This window comes from Vibrio sp. 1249-1 (assembly GCF_033340495.1).
Window position 1 is genome coordinate 1 of the sequence record NZ_JAWOWJ010000399.1, and the last position, 782, is coordinate 782.

General features: G+C 47.3%; 1 protein-coding gene. It reads right to left on the minus strand.

The genetic code is table 11. The features are described 5' to 3' along the window. On the minus strand, positions 1-782 hold a 782-nt coding region (locus R7Z50_RS26625; RefSeq protein WP_318149630.1), incomplete at both ends, for a class I tRNA ligase family protein.

Sequence of the window (782 nt, forward strand, 5' to 3'; positions counted from 1 at the left end):
TTGCCAGTTCAGCTTCAGCAACTTTGGTGTTCTTACATTCTTCGATGAATGCAGCAAGCTCTGGGTTGTTCTCTGCAGCTAGCGTTGCTAGAGGGTGACCCGCTGCGATACCTACGTAAGTCACACCCATCAGTGTGTCTGGACGCGTTGTGTAAACTTCTAGGTCTTGTTGACCTTTCACTTCAAACTTCAGTTCCACACCTTCAGAGCGACCAATCCAGTTGCGTTGCATGGTCTTAACCATTTCTGGCCAACCTTCAAGTTTGTCTAGATCGTCAAGTAGCTCTTGCGCGTATTCTGTGATCTTGATGAACCACTGAGGGATCTCTTTTTGCTCTACTGGAGTGTCACAACGCCAGCAGCAGCCGTCTTCAACCTGTTCGTTTGCAAGAACGGTTTGGTCATTTGGACACCAGTTAACAGAAGACGTCTTCTTGTAAACTAGGCCTTTTTCGTAAAGCTTAGTGAAGAACTCTTGTTCCCAACGGTAGTACTCAGGCGTACAAGTTGCGAATTCACGATTCCAGTCGTAGCCAAAACCTAGCAATTTAAGCTGGTTTTTCATGTATTCGATGTTTTCGTAAGTCCATGGCGCAGGTGCTGTGTTGTTTTTCACCGCTGCGTTTTCTGCTGGTAGACCGAACGCATCCCAACCAATTGGTTGCATTACGTTTTTGCCTTGTAGGCGTTGGAAGCGAGATACTACGTCACCGATGGTGTAGTTGCGCACGTGACCCATGTGCAGTCGACCACTTGGGTATGGGAACATAGATAGACAGTAG